The sequence below is a fragment of the Pseudomonas sp. MWU16-30316 genome, assembly GCF_020515645.1.
GTDB lineage: Bacteria > Pseudomonadota > Gammaproteobacteria > Pseudomonadales > Pseudomonadaceae > Aquipseudomonas > Aquipseudomonas cerasi.
The window spans coordinates 220,458-245,827 of sequence record NZ_JAIZAZ010000006.1; the positions used below are offsets into that span (position 1 = coordinate 220,458).

General features: G+C 60.0%; 18 protein-coding genes. 10 read left to right on the top strand and 8 right to left on the bottom strand.

All coding sequences use genetic code 11. From position 1 onward, the window contains the following. Nucleotides 1-481 precede the first annotated feature (481 nt). From LCH65_RS19805 to LCH65_RS19830, 6 genes are all read left to right on the top strand, one after another. Nucleotides 482-3,337 carry a PAS domain-containing protein gene (locus tag LCH65_RS19805; RefSeq protein ID WP_165441155.1) on the top strand — a complete coding sequence of 952 codons (2,856 nt, stop codon included), beginning with the start codon at nucleotides 482-484 and terminating at the stop codon, nucleotides 3,335-3,337. A 105-nt stretch (nucleotides 3,338-3,442) separates the two neighbouring features. Continuing rightward, nucleotides 3,443-4,051: a TetR/AcrR family transcriptional regulator gene (locus tag LCH65_RS19810; RefSeq protein ID WP_003368596.1), complete on the top strand. Its 609-nt coding sequence runs from the start codon at nucleotides 3,443-3,445 to the stop codon at nucleotides 4,049-4,051. A gap of 354 nt (nucleotides 4,052-4,405) precedes the next feature. Continuing rightward, nucleotides 4,406-6,037, top strand: coding sequence for a methyl-accepting chemotaxis protein (locus tag LCH65_RS19815; protein WP_044308672.1), 1,632 nt, complete (start codon nucleotides 4,406-4,408; stop codon nucleotides 6,035-6,037). Between the two features lie 106 nt (nucleotides 6,038-6,143). Further along, nucleotides 6,144-6,965: an aldo/keto reductase gene (locus LCH65_RS19820; protein WP_003349733.1), complete on the top strand. Its 822-nt coding sequence runs from the start codon at nucleotides 6,144-6,146 to the stop codon at nucleotides 6,963-6,965. A 171-nt stretch (nucleotides 6,966-7,136) separates the two neighbouring features. Beyond that, complete coding sequence (locus LCH65_RS19825) at nucleotides 7,137-8,156, top strand: transporter (RefSeq protein WP_003368594.1); 1,020 nt, start codon at nucleotides 7,137-7,139, stop codon at nucleotides 8,154-8,156. A 116-nt stretch (nucleotides 8,157-8,272) separates the two neighbouring features. Further along, complete coding sequence (locus LCH65_RS19830) at nucleotides 8,273-9,889, top strand: inorganic phosphate transporter (protein WP_004414010.1); 1,617 nt, start codon at nucleotides 8,273-8,275, stop codon at nucleotides 9,887-9,889. A 119-nt stretch (nucleotides 9,890-10,008) separates the two neighbouring features. On the opposite strand, the gene LCH65_RS19835 is transcribed toward LCH65_RS19830, so the two are convergent. Beyond that, the gene (locus LCH65_RS19835) at nucleotides 10,009-11,166 is read right to left on the bottom strand and encodes an HlyD family secretion protein (RefSeq protein ID WP_003368589.1); all 1,158 of its coding nucleotides are present in this window, start codon (nucleotides 11,164-11,166) and stop codon (nucleotides 10,009-10,011) included. Next, the gene (locus LCH65_RS19840) at nucleotides 11,163-12,842 is read right to left on the bottom strand and encodes an MFS transporter (protein WP_004414013.1); all 1,680 of its coding nucleotides are present in this window, start codon (nucleotides 12,840-12,842) and stop codon (nucleotides 11,163-11,165) included. Before LCH65_RS19840 ends, LCH65_RS19835 begins: the two co-directional genes overlap by 4 nt. A gap of 276 nt (nucleotides 12,843-13,118) precedes the next feature. On the opposite strand from LCH65_RS19840, the gene LCH65_RS19845 reads away from it, so the two are divergent. Together LCH65_RS19845 and LCH65_RS19850 are read left to right on the top strand one after the other, a co-directional pair. Next, nucleotides 13,119-14,216, top strand: a complete 1,098-nt coding sequence (locus LCH65_RS19845) for an enoyl-CoA hydratase/isomerase family protein (protein ID WP_226439737.1) — start codon at nucleotides 13,119-13,121, stop codon at nucleotides 14,214-14,216. 3 nt (nucleotides 14,217-14,219) lie between these two features. Continuing rightward, nucleotides 14,220-15,371, top strand: a complete 1,152-nt coding sequence (locus tag LCH65_RS19850) for an acyl-CoA dehydrogenase family protein (protein WP_226439738.1) — start codon at nucleotides 14,220-14,222, stop codon at nucleotides 15,369-15,371. Nucleotides 15,372-15,415: 44 nt separating this feature from the next. Here the strand turns inward: LCH65_RS19850 and LCH65_RS19855 are convergent, their stop codons facing one another. Continuing rightward, the gene (locus LCH65_RS19855; RefSeq protein WP_226439739.1) at nucleotides 15,416-20,629 is read right to left on the bottom strand and encodes a DUF6543 domain-containing protein; all 5,214 of its coding nucleotides are present in this window, start codon (nucleotides 20,627-20,629) and stop codon (nucleotides 15,416-15,418) included. Between the two features lie 138 nt (nucleotides 20,630-20,767). Next, nucleotides 20,768-21,337: an NADPH-dependent FMN reductase gene (locus LCH65_RS19860; protein WP_003368583.1), complete on the bottom strand. Its 570-nt coding sequence runs from the start codon at nucleotides 21,335-21,337 to the stop codon at nucleotides 20,768-20,770. 210 nt (nucleotides 21,338-21,547) lie between these two features. Here LCH65_RS19860 and LCH65_RS19865 point away from each other — a divergent pair, with 210 nt between their 5' ends. Then, entirely contained in the window at nucleotides 21,548-21,763 is a 216-nt protein-coding gene (locus tag LCH65_RS19865; RefSeq protein WP_004414020.1) for a hypothetical protein, read from the top strand. 45 nt (nucleotides 21,764-21,808) lie between these two features. Here LCH65_RS19865 and LCH65_RS19870 read toward each other — a convergent pair whose 3' ends face one another. The 4 genes from LCH65_RS19870 to LCH65_RS19885 all read right to left on the bottom strand — a co-directional run bounded on the left by LCH65_RS19870 (nucleotide 21,809) and on the right by LCH65_RS19885 (nucleotide 24,489). After that, complete coding sequence (locus tag LCH65_RS19870) at nucleotides 21,809-22,363, bottom strand: GNAT family N-acetyltransferase (RefSeq protein ID WP_003368581.1); 555 nt, start codon at nucleotides 22,361-22,363, stop codon at nucleotides 21,809-21,811. A 20-nt stretch (nucleotides 22,364-22,383) separates the two neighbouring features. Beyond that, a complete protein-coding gene (dnaQ, locus tag LCH65_RS19875; RefSeq protein ID WP_003368580.1) occupies nucleotides 22,384-23,163 on the bottom strand; it encodes a DNA polymerase III subunit epsilon in 780 nt (259 codons plus the stop codon). Between the two features lie 65 nt (nucleotides 23,164-23,228). Then, a complete protein-coding gene (gene rnhA / locus LCH65_RS19880) occupies nucleotides 23,229-23,681 on the bottom strand; it encodes a ribonuclease HI (RefSeq protein WP_003368579.1) in 453 nt (150 codons plus the stop codon). 46 nt (nucleotides 23,682-23,727) lie between these two features. Continuing rightward, the gene (locus tag LCH65_RS19885) at nucleotides 23,728-24,489 is read right to left on the bottom strand and encodes a methyltransferase domain-containing protein (protein ID WP_004414023.1); all 762 of its coding nucleotides are present in this window, start codon (nucleotides 24,487-24,489) and stop codon (nucleotides 23,728-23,730) included. A gap of 81 nt (nucleotides 24,490-24,570) precedes the next feature. Here LCH65_RS19885 and gloB point away from each other — a divergent pair, with 81 nt between their 5' ends. Continuing rightward, nucleotides 24,571-25,350, top strand: a complete 780-nt coding sequence (gene gloB, locus LCH65_RS19890) for a hydroxyacylglutathione hydrolase (RefSeq protein ID WP_044308627.1) — start codon at nucleotides 24,571-24,573, stop codon at nucleotides 25,348-25,350. Nucleotides 25,351-25,370: the final 20 nt, after the last annotated feature.

The following is a 25,370-nucleotide window of genomic DNA, read 5'->3' on the forward strand; positions in this document are numbered from 1 at the left end:
CAGCCTGCAAACAAAGTTGTTCCCCTGACCTGACGCCCTATAAAGAAAGCCCTCCACAGGCCGATGAATACCCGGACAAATCGCCGCGCCTTGACCATCTCGCCTGAATCGGCTCAGGACACGATGGCTGCTTTAAATTCCTGATCCGTCGAAACCCGATTCGTCGGCAGATGTCCACTGACACGGCCACTGCGCTGCGGTCACGACAGGACGTGAATTCAAGCGCGACAATGACTGTATGGTGGTCGCCATAGAAAGAGGCACATCAGGTGCAGCCTGCCGAGAGAAAGTGGTCTATTCGCTGACACTCGCGCCCGGGACGCACACAGGCAAATGCAGATATCAATAACGACCGGATTCAACGTGCAAAGCAGGCCACCGGCAAGTGCCCGCCCATGCCGAACATAACGTGTGAGCGGGAGGCGCTCTGAAAGACCTGACAAGAGAAGAGCTTGAAGCGCAGATCGTGGACCTGCGCAGAATGCTTGAAGAAGCCGGCGTCGACGCCGCAACGAATACCCCTCGACACGTAGCCGTTGGCCAGGAGGCACGCCAGCGCGCAGTCTTTGAAAGCGCGATGGATTTCGCCATGATCCTGACCGATGGCAACGGCATCATTACCGACTGGAACCCGGGCGCAGAACAGGTTCTGGGCTGGACCCAGGATGAGATGGTCGGTCAGAGCGCCGAGCGTTTCTTTACGCCCGAAGACCTGGCCAACGACCGGATAGAGCATGAAATGCAGCTGGCGCTGAGCGTAGGCCGGGCGTCGGACGAGCGCTGGCACCTGCGCAAGGACGGTGAGCTGTTCTGGGCATCGGGCGAGATGATGCCGCTCTACGACGAAAGGAATACGCACCTCGGTTTCGTGAAGATCCTGCGCGATCGCACCCGCGAGCACTTGGCGCGCCGCGCGACCGAGGAAGCTCAGGAACGTTATCGGCTGGCCGCCAAGGCGACCAACGACGCGATCTGGGACTGGGACTTTGCAGCCAATCTGGTGCTCTGGAACGACGCGCTTGAGGAGGCTTACGGCCACCCGCTGGCAACCCTGGACAACTCTGGTGACTGGTGGATCAGCCAGATCCATCCCGACGACCGTAGCCGCGTGTACAACTCCATTCACGCCGTGATCGACGGCAATGGCACTGCCTGGACGGATGAATACCGCTTTCGTCGGCTGGACGGGTCCTATGCCGACGTACTGGACCGCGGCCATGTAATACGCAATACCGACGGCCAGGCGGTGCGCATGATCGGTGCAATGCTCGACATGTCACAGATGCGCAAGGCCGAGACGGCGCTGCGCCAGAGCGAAGAGCGCTCCAGGGCCATGCTGGAGACCATCGAAGCTGCATTCGCCATCATTCAGGTCAAGTTCGATGCCGATGACAGCCCCGTGGACTACCGCTTCATCGAAGCCAACCCCGCTTTTGAACGTCAGGCCGGCGTCGATCTGCGCGGCAAGTGGGTGACCGAGTTCGCGCCGGACCTGGAGCGGTTCTGGTTCGAAGCCTATGGGCACGTCGCAAAAACCGGCGAGCCTGCCAGTTTCGAGAACTATGCCAAGGCTTTCGAGCGCTGGTTCGAAGTCAAGGCGGTGCGTGTCGGTGAGCCGGCTGACCGGCAGATTGCGGTGATCTTCAGCGATGTGACGGCGCGACGCGATGCCGAGGAGCGCTTGCGCACCAGTGAGGCCGTCGCACGCGAAAACATCGACCGTGTTCAGCTCGCCCTGGCCGCCGGTGCAATCATCGGCACCTGGCACTGGGACTTGCCGACCGATCGCTTTACCGTCGACGAAGCCTTCGCCAAGGCCTTCGGTCTGGACCCCGGGCTGGGCCGTGAAGGCCTGAGTCTGGAGCAAGTCATTGCCACTGTTCACCCGGAAGACAAGCAATGCCTGATCCATGCGATCAATGCGGTCATCACCAACGGACGTGTTTACGCCCACCAGTACCGCGTTCGTCGTACTGACGGGGTCTACTACTGGATCGAAGCCAACGGCCGGGTCGACCGAGCGGAGGATGGCACGCCACTGAGCTTCCCCGGTGTGCTCATCAACGTTGACGAACGACGCGCCGTGGCAGCCGAACGCGACCGTGCCACTGCCGCGCTGCGGGCACTCAACGACACGCTTGAGCAACGCGTGGCAGCGCGCACCACCGAGCTCATGCAGGCCGAAGAGAAGCTGCGCCAGTCACAGAAAATGGAAGCGGTCGGGCAACTGACCGGTGGCCTCGCCCACGACTTCAACAACCTGCTGGCAGGCATTTCCGGCGCCCTGGAACTGATGGGCTCGCGGATCGAGCAAGGCCGCTGGGGCGAGGTTGACAAGTACATCGTGACGGCCCAGGGCGCGGCCAAACGTGCAGCGGCCCTGACGCACCGGCTGCTGGCCTTCTCTCGACGCCAGACCCTGGACCCGCAGCCGACCGACGTGAACAGGCTGATGAAAGGCATGACCGACCTGATCCAGCGCACGGTCGGCCCCAGCATCGTGGTCGAGACCATAGGTGCCATGGGTTTATGGCCGACACTGGTCGATGCCAGCCAGCTGGAAAACGCGCTGTTGAATCTGTGCATCAACGCCCGCGATGCGATGCCGGACGGCGGACGCATCTCCATTGAGGCGAGCAACCGCTGGATAGACGGCGATGTGGCACGCGCACACGATATGCCTGAGGGCCACTATCTTTCGCTGTGCGTGACCGATACCGGCACCGGCATGACGCCTGATGTCATCGCCAAGGCATTCGACCCCTTCTTCACCACCAAGCCCATTGGTCAGGGCACCGGGCTGGGCCTGTCGATGATTTACGGGTTTGCCAATCAGTCCGGCGGACGCGTGCGCATTCAGTCTGAGGTTGGCAAGGGAACCGCGATATCCCTGTACCTGCCCCGCTACGAAGGTACTGCGGCCAGGGACGAAGGCGATGTGCACAAGGCGCCATTCGAGTTTACCCAGTCCGGGGAAACCATCCTGATCGTGGACGACGAACCCACGGTGCGCATGCTGCTCACCGATGCCCTCGGTGACCTGGGCTATACGCTGATCGAAGCCGCCGACAGCCTGGCCGGCCTCAAGCTGCTGCGCTCGGATGTGCATATCGACCTGCTTATCACTGACGTGGGCTTGCCGGGCGGCATGAACGGACGACAAATGGCCGATGCCGGACGCGAGGTCCGCCCGCATCTGAAGACACTGTTCATCACCGGCTACGCGGAAAACGCCGCCATCGGTGACGAACAGCTCGGGCCAGGAATGCGCGTACTGACCAAGCCATTTGCGATTGACGCGTTGGCCGCCAGAGTTCAGGAACTGATGAGCGCCTGAGTAGACGGCCCGGTGCAACCCTGCCCCGGGCCGTCAACATTGAGCGCTGCGCAAACCCGGTGCTAACATGCGCGACCGCCATGCAGGCAAGGGAATAACCGGGTCATGAGCAGTATCCGCGAGCGCAACAAAGAACTCATCCTGCGCGCTGCCAGCGAGGAGTTTGCCGACAAGGGCTTCGCCGCCAGCAAGACCAGCGACATCGCAGCCAAGGCCGGTGTCCCCAAGCCCAACGTCTACTACTACTTCAAATCCAAGGAAAACCTCTATCGCGAGGTGCTGGAAAGCATCATCGAGCCCATTCTGCGTGCCTCGACACCCTTCAATCCCGAAGGCATACCTGCCGAAGTCCTCAGCCGCTATATCCGTTCGAAAATCCAGATTTCCCGCGACCTGCCCTTCGCCTCGAAAGTGTTCGCCAGCGAGATCATGCATGGCGCCCCGCACCTGACAGCGCAGCAGATTGAACAGCTCAATGGCCAGGCACGGCACAACATCGAATGCATCCAGGCCTGGATCGACAGCGGACAGATCGCCCCGCTCGATCCTCATCACCTGATGTTCACCATCTGGGCCGCGACCCAGACCTATGCCGATTTCGACTGGCAGATCGCAACGGTCACCGGCAAGGCAAAACTGCAGGACGCCGATTACGAGGCGGCAACCCGGACCATCCTCAGGCTGGTGCTCAAGGGCTGCGAGCCGGACCGCTGAACCCGCCCTGCTTTCCTGCAGACGCAAAAAACCCGCCGAAGCGGGTGGTTTTGCAACATGACCATTCCGACATCCTGTCAGTAGCCTCCTGGCAATGGTCGATCCTCCCTGATCACTGCGGCGTTCCTTCGCTGCAGCTGTTGAATTGGATCCTACATTCACTGAGGGTCCGTCGATAGAGCCAATCGCGTCTGTTGCTGTAAGCCTTTCGCCATAGCGGTGTACGCCGTTAAAAAGTGTGACCGGCCGCTCATGTTTGGTCAGGATGCGCCGAGATGCTTGAAAGGCTCTGAATCGCGCGTTGCGCGGATCGGAGTCATCAGAAGAAAAAAAATAATGCATGGGATGCCAATCATGAGTATGCGCAGTTTGTCCATCAGTCGCCGTCTGTGGCTGATTCTTGTCGTTTCAGTGCTGATGCTCTTCGTCCTGTCGGCGACGCTGCTCAGGCAGCTGCATAACGACCTGTATCAGGCCAAGGCCGAGAAAACCATGCATGTGGTGCAGACTGCCAGCGGCATCCTCTCGTTTTATCAGGGGCTTGAAGCTGCAGGCGGCATGACACGCGAGGCTGCGCAACAGCAGGCCTTGAAAGAGATAAAGAGCCTGCGTTACAGCCAGAGCGACTACTTCTGGATCAACGACCTGCGCCCGGTGATGATCATGCACCCCACCAACCCCAAACTTGAAGGCCAGGATCTGTCGACCATCAAGGACCCGGACGGCTTTGCGGTGTTCAACGAAATGGTCACGCTGGTCAAAGCCCAGGGTGCCGGGATGGTGAATTACCGTTGGCCCAAGCCCGGCGCCAGCGAGCCGGTGAAAAAGACCTCCTACGTGCAGCTGTTTCAGCCATGGGGCTGGATTCTGGGTTCCGGCGTGTACGTCGACGACGTGGCGGCAGAGTTCAAGACACAGCTGTGGAACGCCGGGATGTTCATCGCCGGCATCGTGCTGATCATGGTCTTGCTGCTGGTGATGATCGTACGCAGCATCGTGCGCCCTCTCAGAGCGGCGGTTGATGCGATGGCCGATATTGCCAGTGGCGAAAGCGATCTGACCCGCACGCTGGAAACCCACGGCAAGGATGAAATCACTGAACTGGGTACGCACTTCAATGCCTTTGTCGCCAAGCTGCGCAATGTCGTCGGTCAGTTGCAGCACTCTGCCGTGGCGCTGGGCAAGGCCTCGACCGATCTGGGCAGCGACGCCGAACAGGCGCAAGGCCGCAGCGAAAAACAATCGCAGCAAATGGATCTGGTTGCCACGGCGGTCAACGAGGTGACCTACGGCGTGCAGGACGTGGCCAAGAACGCTGAACATGCCGCCAGCGAAATGCGCGATGCCGAGTCGCAGGCACAGCAGGGCCAAATCAATATCGATAACAGCCTGCGCCAGATCGAACACCTCTCCAGCACCATTGGTCAGGCCGTGCAAGTGATGCAGAGTCTGGCCAGCGAGAGCACACAGATCGGCAGCGTGCTGGAAGTGATCAGTTCGATTGCCGAGCAGACCAACCTGCTGGCGCTGAACGCAGCCATCGAAGCGGCGCGCGCCGGCGAGCAGGGCCGCGGCTTTGCCGTGGTGGCCGATGAAGTGCGCCTGCTGGCCCAGCGCACGCAGAAGTCGACCGCAGAAATCCAGTCAATGATCGAACGCCTGCAAAAGCATTCCGATGCAGCGGTCAAGGTGATCGGCGACAGCAGCCGTTCCTCGCAATTGACCATCGAGCAGGCCAATCAGGCCGGTCAGAGCCTGACCTCAATCAGTCAGGCGCTGCGCAACCTCAACAGCCTGAACGCCTCCATCGCCAGTGCCACCCTGCAGCAGACGCACGTGGTGGATGACATCAACCAGAACGTTACCCAGGCCGCACAATTGTCCCAGAGCACGGCACTGGCCGCCGAACAGTCGACTTCGGCCAGTCTGCACCTGCGCGGGTTGAGCGAAGAATTGAACACCTTGCTGAAGCAGTTCCGGGTTTAAATCTGCATGGCGATTGGCGGGCGTACGGAACCTCGTGCGCCTCTTGTTGCCTGAGACCTGCTTATTCAACCGCTCATTAGCTGCTTATTTAATTGCAGGGGGTCACATGCGCACACTGGAGCTGGCAGGCAGAACCGTACCAGTGCTGGGTCAGGGCACCTGGCACATGGGTGAAAAAGGGCATCAGCGCTCGGCAGAGATCGCGGGCCTGTGCCTCGGTATCGAACAGGGCCTGACCCTGATCGACACCGCCGAGATGTACGCCGATGGCGCAGCCGAGGAAATCGTCGGTCAAGCCATTGCCGGACAGCGGGACAAGGTATTCGTGGTCAGCAAGGTCTACCCGCACAACGCCAGCCGCGCCGGTATCCCGACCGCGTGCGAGGCCAGCCTGCGACGAATGAACACCGACTACATCGACCTGTACTTGCTGCACTGGCCTGGCCAGTACCCGCTGACCGAGACGGTCGAGGCATTCGAGCGTCTGCGTGAAGCGGGCAAAATCGGTGCCTGGGGTGTTTCCAACTTTGATGTGCCGGACATGATCGAGCTCAACAACCCGCGTTGTGCCACCAATCAGGTGCTCTACAACCCGGAGCAACGCGGCATCGAGTTCGACCTGATGCTGTGGAGCGCGGACCGTCATCTGCCGTTGATGGCGTACTGCCCGATCGGTCAGGCTGGCGATCTGCTCTACCACCCTGCCCTGCACGAAATCGCCAAACGCCACGATGCAACACCGGCACAGATTTCCTTGGCCTGGGTGCTGCGTCAGGACAACATGATCGCCATTCCCAAGGCGACCAACCCGGAACACATTCGTCTGAACATCGCGGCCGAGCAGATTCGTCTGACCGAGCGTGATCTGGCCGATATCGATCTGGCATGGCCTGCGCCCACTCGCAAGATGCCGCTGGCGATGGTCTGACCGCTGTCAATGCGACAGCGAGCTGTCGATTGACTGAACGGCTGCCCACCCAGCCGCTTGCCGGTATGACAGATGACACACCCCGCAACAAGCTGTCACAAATATGAAATAACGCCTTGTCATCATGCGGCCTTCGCCTCCCTGCCCGGGCCAGGCCGCACGTGGACAGCCATGAACCACAGTATCGCGCACCATCATCAGGACTCCGACCTTTTCGGTCTGCTCTACGGCTTCCGGTTTCGCCACGGTGAAAGTGGCCAGGAAATCGGTTCGGCTGCCGCGCTGGATTACCTGCAAAACCCTCCCGAAGAGAACGACTTCATCTGGCTGCACCTGAACCTCTCGCATGCGGCCTGCGAGCGCTGGATGAAAACCCAGCTGGATCTTCCGGAAGAGTTTTTCGAGGCATTGCACGAGGGCTCGCGCTCGACCCGGATCGAGCACGTGGATACCACGCTGCTGGCGGTCGTCAACGACGTGGTGTTCGACTTCAACAGGCTCTCGACGGATATTTCCACCTTGTGGGTCTGTGCCCGCCAGCGTCTGCTGATCACCGCCCGGCTGCAGCCGCTGCGTTCGGTGGACAAGCTGCGCTCGGCAGTCAAACGCGGCGAGCAATTCGACTCACCGCTGGAACTCCTCGCCCATTTGCTGAGCGATCAGGGCGAAGTGCTGACGCAGTTTCTGCGCAAGACCAGCGTCAACGTCGACCGCATCGAAGACCAGTTGCTTTCGCAGCGACTGAGCAACAATCGCTCCGAACTCGGCGCCATGCGCCGGGTGCTGGTACGTCTGCAACGCCTGCTGGCGCTGGAGCCCGGTTCGTTGATGCGCCTGTTGCACAAACCTCCGCAATGGTTGCGCGAACAGGATGTCCAGGCATTGCGTCAGTCCATCGAAGAGTCCTCGCTGGTGATCAACGACCTCACGGCGCTGGGCGAGCGCATCAAACTGTTGCAGGAAGAAATTGCCGCCAACCTCAACGAGCAAAGCAGCAGAACCCTGTTTACCCTGACCGTGGTGACTGTTCTGGCCTTGCCGATCAACATTGTCGCCGGCTTTTTCGGCATGAACGTGGGGGGCGTACCGCTGGCGTCCGACCCTGAGGGATTCTGGATTCTGGTGGCGCTGGTGGCGACCTTCACCCTGGTTGCCGGGCGCTGGGCGTTCCGCAAACGCGGAGACTACTGACCGGCCTGCCGGTTGTCAGAAATCTGGCGCAAAAGCGCACTGATTGGTGGCATGTCGCATCTCTGTCACATTTTGCAATGACCATGTCAATATTCTTTCAATCCAGGATTGCGAACATGGCTACAAACGCACTGTCTCCAGACGCTCTCGGCAAGGCGAGCCTGTCAGCGAGTCAATTCGGTCGCAAGCCCAGCCGAATGACCATGATACTTTTCTTCACGATACTTATCGCAGGCTTGATGTTCACCGGCTACAGCCTCAAACAGGACGTTGACGACATGGGCACGGTGGTCACCACCTGGACCCCGTTCGTGCTGTTGGGTGTAGCGTTGTTGATCGCGCTGGGATTCGAATTCGTCAACGGCTTTCATGACACGGCCAACGCCGTCGCCACCGTGATCTACACCCACTCCCTCCCGCCGGGCTTTGCCGTGGTCTGGTCGGGCTTTTTCAATTTTCTCGGCGTGATGCTTTCCAGCGGCGCGGTGGCATTCGGCATCATTGCCCTGCTGCCGGTGGAACTGATTCTGCAGACCGGCTCATCGGCAGGCTTCGCGATGATCTTCGCGCTGTTGATCGCGGCGATCATCTGGAACCTCGGCACCTGGTGGCTGGGTCTGCCGGCGTCCTCGTCACACACGCTGATCGGCTCGATCATCGGGGTCGGTATCGCCAACGCCCTGATGCACGGCCGCGACGGCACCAGCGGTGTGGACTGGTCGCAGGCCACCAAGATCGGTTACTCACTGCTGCTCTCGCCACTGGTGGGTTTCGGCTGTGCCGCGTTGCTGTTACTGGCCATGCGCATGTTCATCAAGAACCGCGCGCTGTACAAGGCTCCGGAAGGCAATGCGCCGCCACCGTTGTGGATTCGCGCCATGCTGATTGTGACCTGCACGGGCGTTTCGTTCGCGCATGGCTCCAACGACGGGCAGAAAGGCATGGGCCTGATCATGTTGATTCTGGTCGGTACCCTGCCGATGGCTTATGCGCTGAACCGCACCATGCCCGCCGATCAGGCCACTCAGTTCGGTGCGATTGCAGAGGTCACCCAGCAGGCATTGATGCGCAGCGTTCCCCTGCCCGCCCCGACCGATTCGCGCAAGACCCTGTCCGATTATCTGGTCAGCAAACAGGCCGGCCCCGACCTGATCCCTGCGCTGGCGGTCATGACCGGCAAGATCGGCAATCAGGTCGCCAGCTACGGCTCGCTCTCGAAGGTGCCTGCCGAAGCGGTGACCAACGTGCGTAACGACATGTACCTGACCTCGGAAACCATCCGCCTGATGGAGAAAAACAAGGTCGGCGATTTCGACGCGGATACCAGGACCAAGCTTGAAGCGTTCAAGGGTCAGATCGACAGTGCCACGCGGTTCATTCCGACCTGGGTCAAGATTGTCGTGGCCATCGCCCTGGGGCTGGGCACGATGGTTGGCTGGAAGCGTATTGTGGTGACTGTGGGCGAGCGCATCGGCAAGACGCATATGACTTACGCTCAGGGCGCGTCGGCAGAGGTTGTGGCGATGTTCACGATCGGGGCGGCGGACATGTACGGGCTGCCGGTGTCGACGACCCATGTGCTGTCGTCCGGCGTGGCCGGTTCGATGGTCGCCAATGGCTCGGGGCTGCAAATGCGTACCCTGCGCAATCTGGCCACGGCCTGGGTTCTGACCCTGCCGGCGGCAATCCTCTTGTCAGGTTCTTTGTATTGGGTGTTCAGCAAGCTGTTCTGATGCCTGTCGCGTTTGCCCCTCCCCTTTGACTATCGTGCCGACGCGGAGCGTCGGCACGATAGTCAACTTGCATCGGATCGAATCCTGCCCGCGTCCAGCATCAGCGATCATCCAAAGGTTCAGCGCACCGCCGGATCAGGCGGCACATCGCCGTCCGCGCTGGTGTCGATGCTCACGACCACCGACATCCCAGGCCGCAGGTGCTCAAGCATGGGCTGATCGGCATCGACCACGATGCGTACCGGGATACGCTGGGAAATCTTCACGAAGTTGCCGGTGGCGTTGTCGGCAGGCAGCAGGCTGAATTCCGAACCCGCAGCGGGCGAAATTCGTTGTACGTGGCCGTGCATCTGGTGGCCGTCGAGCGCATCGACGGTAAAGCTCACCGGCTGCCCCAGGCGCACATTGGCCATTTGGGTTTCTTTCATGTTCGCCACGATCCAACGCTGCTCGGGCACCAGTGCCATCAACTGCGCACCCGAATTGACATAGGCACCAAGACGCACGCCGATCTGCCCCAACTGCCCGTCACGCGGGGCAACGATACGCGTGTTGTCCAGGTCGATGCGCGCCAGCTCGATAGCCGCTTGCGCATTGGCGACCGAGGCTTCCAGTGAGCCACGGTTGACGATGACTGTTTGCAGGTCCTCACGGGCGATCTGCAAGACTGCCTTGGCTTCGGCAACGGCGGCGTTCGCCTGCGCGTCGGCAGCACGCGTGACATCCAGCTCGCTTTTCGAAACCGAACCGTCGGTCACCAGCGCCTGATTGCGCCGCAGATCGGCAGCGCTCTTGCGGCTCTGGGCGATGCTGTTCTGCAGTTCGGCCTGGCGCTGGCCGATGGTGGCTTCGGCACTACGCCGCTGTTGCAGATTGTTGGCCAGCGAGGCCTTCTGCACAGCCAGTTGTGCAATGGCCTGATCCAGGCGCTGACGATAGATACGGTCATCCAGACGCACCAACAGATCACCGGCCTTGACGAACTGGAAGTCCTGCACCGGTACTTCGTAGACATACCCGCTCAGCTGCGGCCCGATCAGCGTGGTCTGGCCCTTGACCTGCGCATTCTCGGTGCTCTCGATCGGGCTGGCAAACGGCGGAAGTTGCCAGGCGTACAGCACCACCAGCACCCCGGCCAGGGCAACGGCGCCGAAAATCACCGAAGACACGACACGCTTGCGGGTCGAGCGCGGCTTGCTGGTCACCGGGGACGTCAACGGAGCCGGTGGCGGCGAGTTGCGCGGGGCTTCGGTATCTGGGGTTTTGGATTCGGTCATGAAGATTTAACGCCGGAATTGGATACGGTGGGCGGAGCAGCAGGTGCAATGGGTGCCAGCGGCAGAGGTTGAGTGGTCATTTTCAGCCACAGGACCCGGGCTGAAATCCAGATCATGGTCAGCACGGCAATCAGCGCGATCAGCATGAACACATCATTGTAAGCCAGCACATTGGCTTCCCGGGTCGCTGCCGTGGCCATCGTGCGGATGCCCTGACTGTTGCGCAACGACGGGTCGGCGATCACCGAGCTGTAGCTGGCGCTGTAACTCTGCAGTCGCGCCTGTACCAGCGGATCGATGAGGGTCAGGTGTTCAACGATGTGGCTGGAATGAAACTTCTCGCGCACCACTTGAAAGGTGCCCAATGCAGCAGACCCGATCAGCCCGCCGATGTTCTGAGTAATCCCGAACAACACCGAAAAACTGACCATGTTACGCGGGTTCGCCAACACGCCGCTGATCCCCAGCACCAGGGTAGGCCCAAGAAAAAACGTGCCGCCAAAGGCCAGCAGAAACTGGCTGAGGTACATGTTCGATTGGCGGGTCAGGTTGGTGGAGTGACTGTCCATCCAGGCACCGATTGCCATCATCGCCAGGGAGATCAGCAAGGGTTTGATCAGATGTGCCGGATTGATGGTCAGCGCACTGACCGCCAGCCCCGAAACGCTGCCGAGCAGCATCACCAGGTACAGCGTGTGCAACTGCTGACTGCCCATGTTCAGCGCCTGAAGAAACCCGACAGCGCCGACCGACTGTTCGGACAGCACCACGCGAAACAGGATGACGGCCAAGCCCAGGCGCAGGATCGCTCCACTGCCCAGCCAGCGAGTGATCAGCAACGGATTGCTGCGGTTATGCTCGATGGCCAGTCCGGCGCAAATCAGCGCAATCGATGCCGCTGAGGCGATACCAATCCACTGCGCTTCCAGCCACCATTCGATACGCCCCAGCGACAGCACCGCACAGAGCAGCGCAAAACCGGTGGCCAGCAGGCCGAAGGTGAGGAAATCGAGCTTCTCGAACGCCTTGAAGCGATCGCCAGGCGGCAGTTTGAGCATCAGCACGCAGCCCAGCGAGAGCAGCGCCATGCCCAGCTCGAACAGATAAAGGCCACGCCACTGGGCAATTTGCAGCAAGTCTTCCGACACCAGCCGCGCCAGCGGCGTTGCCAGCTGGGCGGTGCCAAGCCCGAGTACCAGCGCCTTGAGCCGCCACTTCTGCGGGAAAGCCTGGATCATGTAATACAGCCCCAGGGTGCTGAGTGCAGCGCCAACCATGCCGTGTGCCGCACGTACAGCGATGGCCGAATCGATGTCGTTGACGAACAGATGCGCCAGCGTCACCAGCGCGTACAGCACCAGAAACAGCTCGGTGAACGCGCGCAGACCGAATTGCTGACGAAACTTCACCAGCAGCAGATTCATCGATACGTTCGTCATGATGTAGGCCGCCGGCAGCCAGGCGATGTCCTGCGACGTCGCCCCCAGCGCGCCCTGCAGATACGGCAGGTTGGCGACCACCAGTGCGTTGCCGAGCCCACCGGTCAGCGCGACGATCACCCCCACGACAGCAAACGCCCAACGCCGCGCAGTCGAATGCAGCGGCGTCGACGGCGAGCCAGGCATGGTCGGACGCTCGTGGGCGGCCCACTCGCGTGGGGCATACTTATCGCTCATAAACGACAGAAACGGGGGCTTTCATGGGGTACACCTGAGGAATTCCCTTTTGTGACATTAATGACAGTCATAATACTCATCCGCCAGGCAATGATTCGCGTTGGTCAGTGCAATACAGCGTCGCTCCGGCAGTTGCGAATGCGCCAGACAGTGGATATCTGAAACTTCAGACTATGCTTAAACGCAGTTTTGCTTTGCACATTTGCGCTGCTAGGATCTTCTGCGACGCTCGAACGCTCGAATAAGAAAAAAGCGCAACCGAACAAGGAGTTCAGAATGAGTTCACAGGTTTCATCGGCCCGCTCGGTTCGACCATCCGCCAGCCGGGATTCGATCGTTGTCGACGTGCGTAACCACATTGGTCACTTGACCCTCAATCGCCCGGAAGGCCTGAACGCAATCGATCTGGACATGGTCCGCACACTTCGCCAGCAACTTGACCGCTGGGCCGACGACCCCTCGGTTCATGCCGTGGTCCTGCGTGGTGCGGGCGGCAAGGCATTCTGCGCCGGTGGCGACATCCGTTCACTGTATGAGAGCCACCAGAACGGCCAGGATCTGCATCACACATTTTTTGCCGAAGAGTACGAGCTGGACCTGGCCATTCACCGTTACCGCAAGCCGGTACTGGCCCTGATGGACGGTCTGGTGCTGGGCGGCGGCATGGGCCTGGTTCAGGGAGCCGACCTGCGCGTGGTCACCGAACGCAGCCGCCTCGGCATGCCCGAAGTCGCCATTGGTTATTTCCCTGACGTCGGCGGCAGTTATTTTCTGTCGCGGCTGCCCGGCGAAGTGGGGACCTGGCTGGGCGTGACCGGGTCGCAGATCGGTGCCGCCGATGCGCTGTACTGCGGCCTTGCCAACTGGTCCATGAACAGCGAACTCCTGCCGCGCCTCGACCATATGCTCGACCATCTGAAATGGAAGTCGACCCCACTCAAGGACCTGCAGGGTGCGCTGGCCAAGCTGGCCACCCAGCGCCTGCCCTCTCCGCCGCTGGAAGCCCTGCGCCACGCCATCGACCACTTTTTCGGATTGCCGGATGTCCCCAGCATGCTCGAACAGCTTCAGCAAGTGGTCATCGGCGATACCAGGGAGTGGGCGCTGGATACCGTCAGCCGAATGAACGCTCATTCGCCGCTGGGCATGGCCGTGACTCTGGAAATGCTGCGCCGTGGTCGTCATCTGCCGCTGCAGGCCTGCTTCGCCATGGAGTTGCATCTGGACCGCCAATGGTTCGAACGCGGTGACCTGATTGAAGGCATACGCGCGCTGATCATCGATAAAGACAAGAAGCCGCAATGGAAACACGCCAGCGCGCAGGACGTCAGTAACGCGCAGGTGCAGAGTTTCTTCAGCGGTCTGGAGAATTGAGCCGTGCACGATCTTGAATTGACCGAAGAACAGGTAATGATTCGCGACATGGCGCGCGACTTTGCCCGCAACGAAATTGCCCCACATGCCCAAGCCTGGGAAAAGGCCGGCTGGATCGATAACGCGCTGGTTGCCAAGCTCGGTGAGCTGGGCCTGCTGGGCATGGTGGTGCCAGAGCAATGGGGTGGCACTTACATCGACTACGTTGCCTATGCACTGGCAGTTGAGGAAATTTCCGCCGCCGACGCCGCCACCGGCACGCTGATGAGTGTTCACAGTTCCGTGGGCTGCGGGCCGGTCCTCAACTACGGGACCGATGAGCAGAAACATGCCTGGCTGGAAAAACTGGCCACAGGCCGGGCCATCGGCTGCTTCTGCCTTACCGAACCGCATGCAGGCTCTGAAGCCCACAACCTGCGCACTCGTGCCGAGTTGCAGGGTGATCAGTGGGTGATCAACGGCGCCAAGCAGTTCGTCAGCAATGGCAAACGGGCACAACTGGCTATCGTGTTTGCAGTGACCGACCCGGCGCTCGGCAAAAAGGGCCTGTCAGCCTTTCTGGTGCCGACCGAGAACCCTGGTTTCGTGGTGGATCGCAGCGAGCACAAGATGGGCATCCGGGCATCGGACACCTGCGCGGTCACCTTGAACAACTGCCGAATCCCGTCCGCCAACCTGCTGGGTGAGCGTGGCAAGGGGCTGTCTATCGCCCTCTCCAACCTGGAAGGCGGCCGCATCGGCATCGCCGCGCAGGCACTGGGAATCGCCCGCGCCGCCTTCGAAGCAGCGCTGGCGTATGCGCGGGAACGGGTGCAGTTCGACAAACCGATCATCGAACATCAAAGTATTGCCAATCTGCTGGCCGATATGCACACCCGGATCAACGCCGCCCGCCTGCTGACCCTGCACGCTGCGCGGCTGCGCAGCGCCGGGCAAGCGTGTCTGTCGGAAGCCTCTCAGGCCAAGCTGTTCGCTTCTGAAATGGCCGAATGGGTGTGCTCCAAGGCAATCCAGATTCATGGCGGCTATGGCTACCTGGAGGACTACCCTGTCGAGCGTTTCTACCGGGACGCGCGCATCACCCAGATTTACGAAGGCTCCAGTGAGATCCAGCGCCTGCTGATCGCCCGGGAACTGCGTCATTATCTGGTCTGATTCAGGCGCAGTGGCCGCTCAATACGGTACGCCGGGGCAGAGCATCAGGGCTTCACAAATCGCTCTCGCCCCAGCAACGTCACCAGCAAGGCTACCGAGTCGGCATTTTTGAGCATGATGTCGACCCGCTTGTGGACGTCTTCATAAAACACATCACGCGCCTCTTCGAGCGTGCTCTTGCCAGCGATGCGCAGAATCGTCTGTTTTCCATTACCATCCATTCGCCTCAGGTCGCGCCACGAATCTTCGTCCAGCTGCTTGAACAACTTGTCGCGGTCTGTATGAAAGGACAGCGTCTTTTGCTGCTGATAAATCAGTTCGTTTCTGATCCGCAGTCGATAGGTCGGTGCATCTTCAAGCAAATCGATGAATGGGGCCTGTGAGTCCACGTAAGCAATGTCATCCGCTTTCAGCACCATATGTGATAACTCATGAATCAGGATCGCGGCCCGGTAATGCTGAGGAAACTTGAACTCCCCGGCACGTTGCGCGCTGAGCTTCAATCGATAGGTCGGCAGTCGAAAAAACTGCTCCGTCAGAAAAATCCTCCGCGCCGGGTCTGCTTCGAAGATGAACGCGCTGGCCGATTCGTTGCCCATTCGATTGACTCCGACCACATAACGCGGCGAGTCGATGGGCGACAGCGAAGGGTCTATCAACTCCTGATACAGACCGGTGACAGCTTTTTTAGTCACTTCGTAGAGTCGATCGTCAGGCACTTTCTGCGCAAAAAAATCGCTCAGTATTTTCGCCGCACGCGGATCCAGCTTGTTGTCCGGCAGGCGTCTGGTCAGGTTGTCCAGAGCGTTTTCCAGATAGCGCTGCGCCTGCAGGCAGGCATCTTCGATGGTCAAAGCCATATCCCGGTGGCGATGACGAATTTCGGGCATGCCTCGAGCGCTGACAACCATGATTTCATCAACCAGATCGTCGACAAGACTGCCCTCCATACGGGTAAGCGCCCCTCCTCCACCGCGCAGTCCGCCCTGGATGTCCAGCTTCCATTGCTGATCCGCATCCAGACTCACCGAGGGACCGATCCTGTCGCCCGACACAATGAACCAACCATCCTCATCTGACTGCACCTCATAGGTTTTCCCACCTATGGCTGCATACGCTCTGCCGGTAACAGGATCGCGGTAGACGCTTAACAGTTCATCGCGTTGCAGCGTGTACAAGGCTATGTCGTGAGCTTCGAACTCGCGCAAACGCTCCCGTATCTGTTGCGTCAGAGAGCTGTTGCCCCAAGAGAACTCGAACGTATCAGCGGCATCGATCAATTGCACAAGCGGGTCGGGCGACGTTGAGTCATCCAGCAAGGCGCTGGTCTCATGAGACGTCAGTGATGCGGCTTCCGCAGGGTTCTGCCCGGAAGAAATCATCACGCTCAGAGCCGTCATGAACTCCGAGATCGCCTGGCCCCATTGCTGATCCGTTGCCGAGATGAGCGACAGGTTCAACAATGTCTCCCCCTGAATGATGCCGATCAGTGCCCCCAGGCGTCCGGGCATGAGCGCCATGAATTGCTCTGCGCCCAGCGTGAACAGATACTGCGTCGCCGCGCGGCGGTGTTCGGCATTGGTGACGCTGTACTGCTTGACCTGCAACTTCAGAATATCCACAGCGCCCTTGAACATCAGCAACAGGCAATTGCCCTCATAGGGATCGATTTGCACGGTGACAGGGGCAGCACGCTCGAACGGCAGATCGAAAGAGGACTCGGTGCTGAAAGGCAGGTGCGGCTCCACAAAGCCACCCTTGTCGTAAATCTTGCGCAAATCGGGGTCGATCCGGTCCAGAATGTACGCTTGGAAATAGGCGGAAGTGTGAATATCAAGCACCAGCGCAGCCTGGTCGGGATACTCCTTGAATACGAACTCGTCGTGCAGGGGCGCGTAAAGCACCCACGGTCCCGGCTGATTTTCCTTTGGCCCCATCAGGTACGTATTGAGCACGACGGTCGGCTCCCAGCCCTCCTTGGCCGGCAGCAGTTTCAAGGGGCTGAGGATCATCTGGCAGCCGTTGACCGGCAGGCGTGCGACCGCATCAGGCATGCTCAGTACGTTTTCGATAATCCGATACGCCTGCTCGGACAGCTCGTTTTTCAGCTTGGAAGCAAAGGCTCGCAAAATATCCAGCGAAGGAACCTGCTCGACGAACAGTTTGCGGCGCTCGAGATAATCCGGCCTCGTCTCGGCCAGCACTGAGTTCAGCATCGTGCGGTAGCCCGAGGCGATGTCCAGCGACCTCACCAGCTCACGCAGATACACAGGTGTCAGGGCCACGTCCAGCGGCGTGCCATCCTTTGAGGAGAGCAGAATGACCCCGTCCTGCCTGGACAGAAAGCGGTTGATTGCAAACTCCACCAGGTTTTCGCTGACGACCTGGGTAGCCGCAGGTATCGACTGGGGCAACTCGCCCGGCGCCACCGGGGCGGGGACGTAGTGCGTCAGCGAAACACGCACGTTTTCAGGATCAGGCCGAGGCTTCGCGAAGTCCTTGTCGAACCTGCGCTTGAGTTGCTTGAGGGAGTAATCGTAGAGGCTTGGAATATCGAACAGAAAGTCCTTCTCGCCGACACAGGTCACATAAAACCGTCGCAGGGTCTCGACCAGAATGACCTGATCACGCTTCGACGCCTCGCTGACCCATGAAGGTACGAGCGCTTTGTAAATGATGAGCTGAATGGCAACCCCCAGAGAATTGAGGGCCTGACGATTTCGGTCATCCCGCTCTGCGGCACTCAGCAGGTTGGCGAACAGTTCCGACGGCACCTGCCAGGCTATGGACTGCCGATAAAGATCGGCCACCGTACGCTGCTGGCGCTCGACCTCGTCGCGCTGCAATGCCTCGATGAAATGCCCTTCAATGGGTTGCAGGACGACCTTGAGTTCAAGCGTCCCTCGACGGGCACGCTGGCCGAGTAACATGCGTCGGTCAGGTTCAGCGATAACGCCTGACACCTGCGAGCTCAGCTCCATGCTTGTCAGTCGCCCGGCGACATACTCTTCCAGCGCCTGCTGGGTTTCAAAACCGACGAGTCCCTGATCCAGGATCCACAGGACGGGCTTACTGTCGGGAAGCCTGCCAGTGACCACAAACGCATTGGTTACCTTGACCACGGGCACCTGCGGGTCGTACTGAACCGTCACCCTAAAAACATCGACGCGCGCCTCGCCCAACGTCTCCCGAAGTGCCGGCAACGGCCTGTCGAGGACCTGCTGTACGTTGTCGAGGAAAGCGACAGGCAGCGTGGCCGTGCGCCGTTCGACCAGCAACTCAAGACGCAGCGAGTACTCCCGGACCAGGGCGGATATCACGTCGGGATGCATGCTGGTATCGCGTTGGCGAATCGTACGTGAGTAGAACTCGCTGATCTGACCCTCGAAGCGATGGGCAAAATCTGCCTGCACGCAGATCAATATCTGCTCAAGCAATGCCAGCGACAGACGCTGCACCGGTTGATCCGCCACCGGAGTGATCTGCCCGGCGAGAACGATGCTGTCAGCCAGGGGGATGCTTGCGTAACCGCACACCCGTTCAAGCGCCAGCGTCAACACTGGCATCGGCGTCGCCTCAGCGACATCCGCCTGCACCCAAAGCTTGCGGGCATCAAGGGGCGGACCGCCGATCAAAGCCAGATAGAGGTTGAGCGCGCGATGCATGCAGCCATCTGCACCGGGATGCATGGCATCGACGCTGCCGAGCAAGGCGTCGAGCTTTTTCAACTTGCCCATCCAGTTGTAGGACGGGTCTGAAATCAAGTTCGGCCGCTCACTGACACTGCTCTGGGCAGCTGCCCCCCAGACGCTGTCAAAGCTCAGCCGGTCCTGACGCCAGCGCCCTGCGTCGTGCGTATTCAAGAGCCGACCATCGAGCAGCTTGCGGATGTCCAGTGCATCGTCAATCCGAGCCGGATTTTTTTCGGAATGAAGGGCCGGCAGGTCAAGTACGTAGCGCAGGTCGCGCTCTTGCAAGGCGATCAGGGCGTCAATGAATTCGCTGAAAAAGTCCTCGGTGAGCGTGTCGTGACGCAGCTCAAGCTGACCTTTCAGGCTAATGACGGAATAATCATTCAACGATGAGTAAAACAACAATCCGGCGCGTGAAGGCCCCCTCAGCACATGCTCGGTGGCCTGAGCCTGATCGCCGAAGCGCAGGAAGCCCGGCAATGACGAATAGAGAAATACCGCCGGTGACGCCTCTCCGGGGAAATCGATGAGGAATACGCCGACCAGCTTGACGGGGTCCTGGCCGGCCACGACAACTGATAACCTGCGTACCCTTGGCACCGGCGCAGCGGGCCCGCCAGGCTGCGAAGGCAGCAGGGTCAGCAGCCATCGATATTCAGCCTCCGTCATGTTGCGGTGCGCCCGGCCCGATAACAGATGCTGGCGAAAACACTCTGCAAGCGCATCAGCGGTGAGGTCGCGACGCGTGCGCCCATCCTGCCCCTGAGACGTCCAGTAGTCAGACAGCAACTGCTCATACGCGGTGCCGACTGAAGCAGCCGAGTCTGCCAGCGCCTGATCGAAAACGATCGCCTGTGCCTCGGGCAACGCCGCCCCCTTGGTATCCAGATAGCGACGTGTCTGGCCTTGCGGCAGGGATTCGTAGGAAAACGCCTGCATAGCGGCATCGGCAAGGTATTGAGTTCCGACGACTGCTGACGCTGCCGGAGCAGCACCGGGCGCCGTGTGCACAAGCTGGACGGTCTGGGCAACGACGTCGATGCCCCTTTCTACCAGCACATCCTGAAAGGCCTTGCCTGTCGCCTGTCGAAAATCAGGCAGCGCCTCCAACCTGGCCGCCAGGCGCTGCAGATGCCCGGCCTGCTGGCGCAGCACGGCCTGCGTGCGGGCGTCAAACAGCGAGCCTTCGATGCGTTCGCGCTCGACGATCGACAAGGCAGTGATATCGTCGAATCGCTGCTGCAAGGCGTTGAACAGCGCGCTGCGACTCTCGAATTGCTCGATGCCGAAGGCCAGGGTACTGAGAAAGACCCGCGCCGAGGGATTGGCGGCATCACTGATGAACAGGGCTGCGGCCAATTCCGCATTAACGGGCTGCGCGTCGCTTATCAGCAGCCGGTCGACTCGGGGAGCCGCATCGCTGGTGGGCTCGTTACTTTCGGCAGCCAATAGCTGCAACCACGCGCCGTCGCCACGGCTGATTCGAGACTGTTCGATAGCGTCCTGAATGTCTTGTGTGAAGCGCGCGCGCAGAGAGTCGCTGAAAAAATAGGGAGCTGCTGACATGTACTGTTTCCTTTGGAGGGCGCCTCTGCGCACAGCGCCCAGGCGCGTGGCAGAGAAAAAGGAAACAGCTTATGGGGATGGACCGACGCGCCTGCGTTACATAAAGCAATCGATCGGCAGACGCGCTTCGTCAAAAAATCAGTGGGCAGCAGCCCTGCCGTTCTTCTCGACCCAGGCGGCGAAGGCATCGATGAACTTCTGCAGGAAGGGCCTGGTTTTATCGGACAACGCGCCGGACTCGTCGAAAAAGCTCCCGGCGCCGCCCAGGTAGGCTTCGGGCTGCTGAAGGCACAGCACGTCCAGAAACACCAGCGACTGACGCAGGTGATGGTTGGCACCAAAGCCACCGACAGCACCCGGCGAGGCACTGATCACGGCGCCCGGCTTGCCGCTGAAGGCACTTTTGCCGTAAGGACGCGAGCCCACGTCGATGGCGTTTTTCAGGGCACCGGGCACCGAGCGGTTGTATTCCGGGGTAACAAACAGCACGCCGTCGGCAGCGCCCAGTTGCTCGCGAAAGGTGGTGTATGCAGGCGGCGGTGAGTCGCCATCGATGTCTTCGTTGTACAACGGCAGATCACCGATCTCGACAATATTCAGTTTCAGGCTGGCAGGTGCCAGTTCTGCCAGAGCAAGAGCGATCTTGCGGTTGATGGACTCTTTTCGCAGACTGCCGACCAATACGGCAATGGTATGAACCTGGCTCATGAAAATATCCGTCATCTGATTCAAGGGAAGGTTAGGTATAGAACAGAAGCCGGGTTTAGACGACCTTTGCGCCAGTCAATTCCCTGCGCGCTTGAACGGCAGGGATTATTTTTTCCCTCAAAGGCAAACTCACCTATAGATCAGTGGTCTACTAGCCTCGATGGATTCGTAAACCAGCAGTTATATTCAGTTTCAGAGGTTACAGAGCAAATGGCTTCAGTTCTCGTCGGACAATTTCATGCCAGGGACGCCGAAGGTCGCGTTTATCCGGTTCATGAGTTCCAGGAATCGCAGCCGGATGAGGCGCAGGGCGGTCAGCCGGTGATCACCTACAGGCTGGCAATCGGCGACCGGGTCAAGCATTTGGGTGGTGAGGACTTTGAGCTGGTGCAATCGGGCATAAAAATTACCCGTACACCCACGTAATAACGACAGCATTCCCGCCTTGGCTGCATGGCCAGCGGGAAGCTGTTAATCCGAAAAGATCAGATACCAGAAAATCGCCGTTTCACGAGTGTTCGGATCGATGCCCCGATAGCGCATGTGATCCACCCCGCCTACCACGTACCCGCAACTCTCGTACAGCCTGCAGGCCCCCAGGTTATTGTTCTGCGTTTCCAGAACGATGCCAGGCAGATTGCGCTTACGAGTCCAGAATTGCGCCGCGTCGAGCAACGAGCGTGCGACGCCATGACGGCGCGCCGACTCGTCCACTGCCAGCTCATCGATATACGCGAATCCACTCCAGTGAGTGCTCATCACGATATGGCCGACGGCGTGGTCATCCAGCCAGGCAACCATCACCGAACTGGTGGCGGCTTCACGATGATCGGCAAATTCCTGAGAGTCGATGCCATAATTCTTGCTGTACGGCTCGACCAGTTCGACCGGCCATGAATCCACGGGCTCGCCGATACGCGGCTGCGCATAGCCAAGCACTGTAAACGTGAATTCGCTGTTGAGGATGTAGTCCTCGAAGCATTCGTCTGCAACCCGAATGCTCAAAGCAGGATGTGCCACGCTCATTTCACCTTTGCCGCTTGCTGTCAGGAAGATGCCTGCGCTCCGGCTTCCAGCATCTGTACCCAGAGCGGAGGAGCACCGCAAGCCTTGGCGATGGTGCTCATACGCACTTCGTGCTCGGCCAGCTCACTTTCAGAGGCGCGAATGATGCGGCATGGCTTGCGATCGGCAGGCAGGCGGCGAATTTCGCTGCCACGATTGCCAGAGCCTTCGCCCGAACCGTTGCCATCGGAAGCATTGCCGGCCAGCGACAGGCTGGTCTGGCCGCCGGTCATCGCCAGATAGACGTCGGCCAGAATCTCGGAGTCGAGCAATGCGCCGTGCAGCTCACGGCCCGAGTTATCGACGCCGTAGCGCTTGCAGAGTGCATCCAGACTGTTGCGCTGACCCGGGTGACGCTCTCGCGCCATCATCAGGGTGTCGAGAATCGAACAGTGCTGGGTGATATCAGCCCTGTCCTGCGAACCCATCAAGGCAAATTCGTTGTTGATGAAGCCAACGTCGAACGCTGCGTTGTGAATGATCAGCTGCGCGCCTTTGATGAACTCGAAGAATTCATCGGCGACTTCGGCAAACCGCGGCTTGCCGACCAGAAATTCATTGGTGATACCGTGAACACCGATCGCGCCTTCGTCACTTTCGCGATCAGGCTGCAGGTAAACGTGAAAATGCCGACCGGTCAGGCGGCGACCGATCAACTCGACACAACCGATCTCGATGATGCGGTGACCATCCGTCACCGGCATACCGGTGGTTTCGGTATCGAGGACGATGGATCTGTTATCCAGGTTTTGCAATGCCATTGACTGTTGCCTCATGTACAGGCCGCGATTCTAGCACGCAGCGGCCGTTGCAAGCCCGTGCGCGTCTAGCCGTGCCGGATGCCGCGCACTTCGTCGACGCCACGGTTGGCGAGCTGGTCGGCACGCTCGTTGCCAGGGTGGCCGATGTGCCCGCGCACCCACTGCCATTTCACCGTGTGGCGACTGACCTGTTCATCCAGAAGCTGCCACAGATCGGCGTTTTTGACCGGCTCCTTGGCAGCGGTTTTCCAGCCGCGCTTCTTCCAGTTGACCATCCACTCGGTAATGCCTTTCATCACGTACTGAGAGTCGGTCACCAGCGTCACTTCGCAAGGGCGCTTGAGTTCTTCAAGCCCGCGAATCGCACCGGTCAATTCCATCCGGTTGTTGGTGGTATTGGCTTCGCCACCCCACAACTCTTTTTCGACGCCCTTGCACACCAGCAGGGCCCCCCAACCGCCCGGGCCAGGATTACCCTTGCAGGCACCGTCGGTGAAGAGTTCAACGCTATCGCTCATTACGACCTTTCCAGAATGATGGGCTTCATGTGCAGCAAGGCGTTATTCAAGCCTGGTCCTGAGTGTTGCGGCTGACCTTGGCCATCGGCATGGGGATCAGCTTGCCGATGGGGTCGCGGCGCACCTGACGCAAGGGCCTGAGGCCGACCACCAGTTTGCGCGCCACCAGTACATAGAAGCCGCCACCGGGGCTCTGACGCCCCTCGCCAAGGCGTTCGAGCCCTGCAAGACGCGACTGCCATGCTGCTGAAGCAAGAGGCGGACGATAGCATCCGAAGCGCCGTTTCTCCAGCGCGAAGCCCAGCAGATTCAGCCAGTCAGCGACCCGCGAGGATGAAATGCAGCGCGCCTTGCGCAACGCATCCCGCGCGAATACGTGACGTATGCCCCAGGTGCTCCAGGGGTTGATGCCGATAATCAGCAAGTGCCCGCCCGGCCGCACGCTGCTGGCCGCTTCGCGCAGCAGGCCGTGGGGCGACAGGCAGAAATCCAGGCCGTGCTGCAACACCACGACATCGGCCGCGTGCTCACTCAATGGCCACGCCTGTTCCTCACAGACGATCTCGACACCCGGCAACGGCGCACCAAGGCGTACATTGCGCTGCACCTGGGGAGCCACTGGCGGGCTTTCCGCCGACGGGCCGTAATGCACCAGATAGCCGCCGAAGTACCGCCCCAGCTCTTCGTCGAGAATGCGCCGTTCCTCTTCGAGCAGAAGCTGCCCGAGCGGCCCGGAAAGCCATTCACGGGCAGCGCGGATCAATGCAAGCCACTCAGGATCAGCCTGAGCGAACGCTTCATCGGTCATGAGTTCTCCTCCAGAGGTGCTCGCATACAGCGGCAACAGACTCTAAGATGCACCATTGTCTGCCGCTATGCGAACTGCGCCATGATACAGATCCACGCCCTTCCTGCTTTCAATGACAACTACATATGGTTGTTACAAGACCTTTCGAGCCAGCAGTGCGCTGTCGTCGATCCGGGCGACGCGAAGCCGGTGCTGGGCTGGCTGGCGCAGAATCCCGACTACCGGCTGACCGATATCCTGATCACCCACCATCACAATGATCATGTGGGCGGCGTTGCGGAACTCAAGCAGTCGACCGCGGCGCGCGTGCTGGGCCCTGCAGCCGAAACCATACCGGCACGCGATGTCGCGCTGGTCGACAATGACCGACTGACCGTGCTGGGCCTTGAATTTGTAGTGCATGCGGTCCCTGGTCATACGCTGGGGCATATCGCGTTCTATCACGAGGACGCCACGACCCCCCTGCTGTTCAGCGGCGACACGCTGTTTGCTGCTGGCTGCGGACGGTTGTTCGAGGGTACGCCGCAACAGATGCACGATTCTCTCAGCCGCCTGGCCGATCTGCCGGACAGCACACTGATCTACTGCGCTCACGAATACACGCTGAGCAATCTGCGCTTTGCGCAGGCCGTCGAGCCCGACAATGTCGATATCGCCGAACGCCTGGCCGAAGTGACGCGCTGGCGCAGCGAAAATCGCATCAGTCTTCCGTCGAATCTGGCCCTGGAAAAACGTACCAATCCGTTCCTGCGTACCGGGGAAACATCCGTTAAAGAAAAAGCGGACGAACGGAACGGCGGGCAAAACACCTCGCAGAGTGCGGTCTTTGCCAGCTTGAGGGCCTGGAAAGATAAGTTCTGACCCGACCTTAAAACCGCAAT

What these genes read in the sequence shown, in the direction of transcription:
- LCH65_RS19805 (WP_165441155.1), top strand. Translation starts at nt 482, where the DNA reads ATGCTTGAAGAAGCCGGCGTCGACGCCGCAACGAATACCCCTCGACAC.
- LCH65_RS19810 (WP_003368596.1), top strand. Translation starts at nt 3,443, where the DNA reads ATGAGCAGTATCCGCGAGCGCAACAAAGAACTCATCCTGCGCGCTGCC.
- LCH65_RS19815 (WP_044308672.1), top strand. Translation starts at nt 4,406, where the DNA reads ATGAGTATGCGCAGTTTGTCCATCAGTCGCCGTCTGTGGCTGATTCTT.
- LCH65_RS19820 (WP_003349733.1), top strand. Translation starts at nt 6,144, where the DNA reads ATGCGCACACTGGAGCTGGCAGGCAGAACCGTACCAGTGCTGGGTCAG.
- LCH65_RS19825 (WP_003368594.1), top strand. Translation starts at nt 7,137, where the DNA reads ATGAACCACAGTATCGCGCACCATCATCAGGACTCCGACCTTTTCGGT.
- LCH65_RS19830 (WP_004414010.1), top strand. Translation starts at nt 8,273, where the DNA reads ATGGCTACAAACGCACTGTCTCCAGACGCTCTCGGCAAGGCGAGCCTG.
- LCH65_RS19835 (WP_003368589.1), bottom strand. Translation starts at nt 11,166, where the DNA reads ATGACCGAATCCAAAACCCCAGATACCGAAGCCCCGCGCAACTCGCCG.
- LCH65_RS19840 (WP_004414013.1), bottom strand. Translation starts at nt 12,842, where the DNA reads ATGAGCGATAAGTATGCCCCACGCGAGTGGGCCGCCCACGAGCGTCCG.
- LCH65_RS19845 (WP_226439737.1), top strand. Translation starts at nt 13,119, where the DNA reads ATGAGTTCACAGGTTTCATCGGCCCGCTCGGTTCGACCATCCGCCAGC.
- LCH65_RS19855 (WP_226439739.1), bottom strand. Translation starts at nt 20,629, where the DNA reads ATGTCAGCAGCTCCCTATTTTTTCAGCGACTCTCTGCGCGCGCGCTTC.
- LCH65_RS19860 (WP_003368583.1), bottom strand. Translation starts at nt 21,337, where the DNA reads ATGAGCCAGGTTCATACCATTGCCGTATTGGTCGGCAGTCTGCGAAAA.
- LCH65_RS19865 (WP_004414020.1), top strand. Translation starts at nt 21,548, where the DNA reads ATGGCTTCAGTTCTCGTCGGACAATTTCATGCCAGGGACGCCGAAGGT.
- LCH65_RS19870 (WP_003368581.1), bottom strand. Translation starts at nt 22,363, where the DNA reads ATGAGCGTGGCACATCCTGCTTTGAGCATTCGGGTTGCAGACGAATGC.
- dnaQ (WP_003368580.1), bottom strand. Translation starts at nt 23,163, where the DNA reads ATGGCATTGCAAAACCTGGATAACAGATCCATCGTCCTCGATACCGAA.
- rnhA (WP_003368579.1), bottom strand. Translation starts at nt 23,681, where the DNA reads ATGAGCGATAGCGTTGAACTCTTCACCGACGGTGCCTGCAAGGGTAAT.
- LCH65_RS19885 (WP_004414023.1), bottom strand. Translation starts at nt 24,489, where the DNA reads ATGACCGATGAAGCGTTCGCTCAGGCTGATCCTGAGTGGCTTGCATTG.
- gloB (WP_044308627.1), top strand. Translation starts at nt 24,571, where the DNA reads ATGATACAGATCCACGCCCTTCCTGCTTTCAATGACAACTACATATGG.